4 protein-coding genes and 1 pseudogene are annotated in these 3,961 nt (G+C 60.3%); 3 read left to right on the top strand and 2 right to left on the bottom strand.

Annotation, left to right across the window (positions count from 1 at the left end; genetic code table 11):
- On the top strand, positions 1–286 hold a 286-nt coding region (locus QOC89_RS19745), incomplete at its 5' end, for a hypothetical protein (protein ID WP_323046563.1).
- Between the two features lie 133 nt (positions 287–419).
- On the opposite strand, the gene QOC89_RS19740 is transcribed toward QOC89_RS19745, so the two are convergent.
- On the bottom strand, positions 420–1,271 hold the full coding sequence (locus QOC89_RS19740) for a GntR family transcriptional regulator (protein WP_323046562.1): 852 nt from the start codon (positions 1,269–1,271) through the stop codon (positions 420–422).
- A complete protein-coding gene (locus QOC89_RS19735; RefSeq protein ID WP_323046561.1) occupies positions 1,268–2,140 on the bottom strand; it encodes a LysR family transcriptional regulator in 873 nt (290 codons plus the stop codon). The genes QOC89_RS19740 and QOC89_RS19735 overlap by 4 nt, the downstream gene beginning before the upstream one ends.
- A 221-nt stretch (positions 2,141–2,361) precedes the next feature.
- Between QOC89_RS19735 and QOC89_RS19730 the strand changes: the two genes are divergently transcribed.
- Both QOC89_RS19730 and QOC89_RS19725 read left to right on the top strand, forming a co-directional pair.
- Positions 2,362–3,555: a M20 aminoacylase family protein gene (locus QOC89_RS19730; protein WP_323046560.1), complete on the top strand. Its 1,194-nt coding sequence runs from the start codon at positions 2,362–2,364 to the stop codon at positions 3,553–3,555.
- A gap of 31 nt (positions 3,556–3,586) precedes the next feature.
- Positions 3,587–3,961, top strand: a pseudogene (locus QOC89_RS19725) (DUF2817 domain-containing protein); the annotation flags it as partial.

Below are 3,961 nucleotides of genomic sequence, written 5' to 3'. Positions count from 1 at the left end.
TGCTAGCGGGCCAGATTCGGTTCGAATACCTCAACAGGTGGGACATTCAACGAACAAGGAAGTCACCATGTCGTTAGCCGCGCTCGCACGGGTTTGTAGCTCCCGCGCTTCACAGTGCTCACCACTATCTGCAATTCGTCCGTACGTCCTTCGCTTCATCGCTCATGACGGCACGCGCGCGGTCGTCGCATTTGCCAATCGAGATGAACGCGACGAGCGCGGCGCCCAGCTCCTGATGCTTGGCAGCGCAGTAACGCTGGCCACCGTGCGGCGTGAATATGAGTGACGCGATCTGAAATGGCGGGTAACGTGCGCCGCTATTGAATATGCTGAATAACTGTTGGGGTCGACGGCGGCCATTCAGGCGTCTGTTTCGCCCTCGTAGCCTGTCACATGATGGTCAATAGCGAGTAACTTGATCAGGAATATTGAATAAGTGCGGACTCGAAAAGCGGCTTCCACGACAGGATGTGCCGACTGATCAGATCGCTCGCCTCTTTGGCGTTCCCCTGCGCAGCCAGATTTACCATTTGATAATGCTCTTTTATCGACTCTCGCTGGCGTCGACGACCTTCTGAAGAGTCGATCCCATAGAGCCGCATATCGTTGCGCAATTGCATCACCATTTTTGTCAGGAAGGGATTGCCGACCTGTCCGACAAGCGCTTCGTGAAATGCCCGATCGGATGCGATGTATTTCGGCAGGTTCTCCGCTGCGACTGCGTTTGACACTTCATCGGCAAGCGCGATCAGCGCGTCGCGGTCTTTGACGCCTTGACGCGCGAGCGTCTCGAGCGCGAAGCGTTCGAGCAGCTCCCGCATCGTGAAGAGGCTGTCCCGTGCCGCCAGAGAAAGCAGCTCAACGCGGAAGCCGCGATTGCGCATCGCGACCAGCAGGCCGCTGCGAGTGAGTTCCAGCAATGCCTCGCGAACCGGGGTGGTCGAGACGCCGAGCTCGGTAGCAAGTCCCGGTACTGAATAAACGGCGCCGGGCGGCGTGCGTCCAGACACGATATCCGCGCGCACCTGGGCGACAACTCGCTCGCGCAAGTTGCCTGCGACGACATCTTGCAGGTGTTCCATTTCGTTCGTCTTGTTGATCAATGCCAGCTTCGCAGTGTCATGGCGAAGGGTGAACCCGAGCCTGACGCATTGCGGGACCTCGGCACGAAATGGGATATCGAGTTTCTCGGGCCGCCGTTGACGGCGTAACGTTTCGGCAGCGCGGAAAGGACATGTCGGAACAGGCGGCAACGCCCTGAAGATCGTCAAATCACATCCTTCAGGTGCCTCACAATCGCTGCGGTCACGGCCATTTTGCCGTGCTCCGCACGCTCGAGCATGCCCACGATTCGCTTCGCATCCGCCTGGGGCAGCGGCATCACCCGCAATGCGTCATCGCGCATCCACGACGAGCGCCGCAGCAGCGGCACCACCGCGACGCCGATCCCTTGGCGCACCAGTTCCGCAATGCCTTCCAGCGAGTTGAGTTCGAGAAATTCGTTCACCTTCAGGCGCTGTTTGCGTATCGCGCGATCAATGACGACGCCGGTTCGCTGCGTCCGGTCAAATCGCAGGAATCGCTGCGATTTGAGCAACTCGGGCACCGATTCCGGAACCATGGTCGCATTGGCTAGCAGCACCAGGGGTTCCGAATAGACAGGTGTCCATTGCACGCTGGCTGGCCGGCGCCCGACGGTGTCGATGATCACGGCCGCATCGATCTCGCCCGAGTCGACGCGCGCGGCCAGGTCGACGGATTTTGCCGCCATGATCCGCACATCGAGATTCGGTCGTGCGATCTTCAGATGCGCCGCGGCCTCGGCGAGCGCGCTCACGACCGACTCGACCGCCCCGATGGAAACCGGCCCGACGTCTTCTTCGAGGCCGCCCGCCGTCATCCTCATGGCCTCATACAGCGATAGCAACTGCTGCGCGTGCGGCAACAGGCTTTTGCCCATCGCATTCAGCATCACCTTGCGCCCGCAGCGGTCGAACAGTTCATGTTTGAACTCGGTTTCGAGTGCGCGCATCTGCATGCTGACCGCCGATTGCGTGAGCGCCATCTGCTCGGCGGCAACCGCAAACGAGCCGTGGCGTGCCACGGCCACGAAGGTACGGAGAAAGCGTAACGTGCTCAAGTCAACCTCGACGACACCGGGAATGGATGCGCCCGCAACTGTCCGGACACGATTCAATCATCAAAAATTCTGAAGCAGATGACAACAAATTTTGGCTTTCTTTGATGATAACGGCTATGGACAATGAGTAGTCGAAAGACGAACCGGTATCAGGCGCACGGCATGAAGGTGACCCAGCTCAACCGGCCAAACGAACCACTTCGCAAGCGGCAGGAACCCTTATGAAAATCATTCCCGAGATTACCCAGGCACAAGCCGAGATCCAGGCCATTCGTCGCGACATTCACGCGCACCCGGAACTCTGCTACGAAGAGAACCGTACCGCGGACGTCGTCGCTCAGAAGCTCGCGTCGTGGGGAATCGAAGTCACGCGCGGACTCGGCAAGACGGGCGTCGTCGGCGTGTTGCGCAACGGCTCCAGCCGCAAGATGATCGGCTTGCGTGCCGACATGGACGCACTTCCGATCCAGGAACTCAATACGTTCGCGCATGCGTCCCAGCATACCGGCAAGATGCATGCGTGCGGGCACGACGGCCATACCGCCATGCTGCTCGGCGCGGCGCAGTATCTTTCGCAACACCGCAATTTCGATGGCACTGTCGTGTTCATCTTCCAGCCCGCCGAGGAGGGCGGCGGCGGTGCAAAGGCCATGATCGAAGACGGACTGTTCGAACGCTTTCCTGTCGACTCCGTGTTCGCGCTTCACAACTGGCCGGGTATGGCGGCCGGCGAATTCGGCGCGCGGGTCGGCGCGACGCAGGCGTCGAGCAACGAATTCCGCATTCAGGTGAAGGGTGTCGGCGCGCACGCGGCCATTCCGCACAACGGCATCGATCCGGTGTTCACCGCGATGCAGATCGGCACGGGCCTGCAGAGCATCATGACGCGCAACAAGCGTCCGATCGACGCGGCGGTCCTGTCGATCACGCAGATAAACGCGGGCGAAGCCGTCAACGTGATTCCCGATACGGCGACGCTTGCCGGCACGGTGCGCACATTCTCGGTGGACGTGCTGGACCTGATCGAAACCCGCATGAAGCAGCTCGCCGAAGCGACGGCGCTCGCCTATGGCTGCAGCGTCGAGTTCTCATTCAGGCGCAACTATCCGCCGACCGTCAATACGGAGAAGGAAACGCATTTCGCCTTGGGCGTGATGCAGGATATCGTGGGCAAGGATCGAGTGGAAACGAACATCGATCCGACCATGGGCGCCGAAGACTTCTCGTTCATGCTGCTCGAGAAACCGGGCTGCTACGCGTACATTGGCAATGGCGACGGCGGTCATCGGGACCACGGTCATGGTCTTGGCCCCTGCATGCTGCACAACACGAGCTATGACTTCAACGACGACGTTCTGTCGCTCGGTTCGACCTACTGGGTGCGCCTCACCGAATCGTTCCTGACGCCCGTGTAAGTACCAGGCCGCGCGCGGATACAGCTTCTCGCATCTGAGCCGCACGAACGAGGACAGCGTCGATCTGAATCGCAACAGCATCGATTTCTCCCAGCCGCCGCCGGTCAATCCCGCCTATGACGATCTGCACGCACTGCTGGTGCCGTCGAACTGGCCGCCGTCGGACGAGAACGCGGCGGCCATTGCGGACTACATCTCACAACGCGGCGAACAGGCCTATCAGCGGGCGCTGACAGTGGGACAATATCGGCATGCCGATGGCATGTTCTTCGGCGGCCATCGTTCTGTCTGGAGCACGCGGGTATTGCAAACGGTATTCGAGCAGCATGGTGCAGCGTGCGACAGCATTGGCTGGATCGATTTTCATACGGGACTGGGCCCGTACGGACACGGCGAAAAAATCTGC

The sequence above is a fragment of the Paraburkholderia sp. genome (assembly GCF_034668105.1).
GTDB lineage: Bacteria > Pseudomonadota > Gammaproteobacteria > Burkholderiales > Burkholderiaceae > Paraburkholderia.
This window is presented reverse-complemented; position numbering and strand designations above follow the sequence as displayed.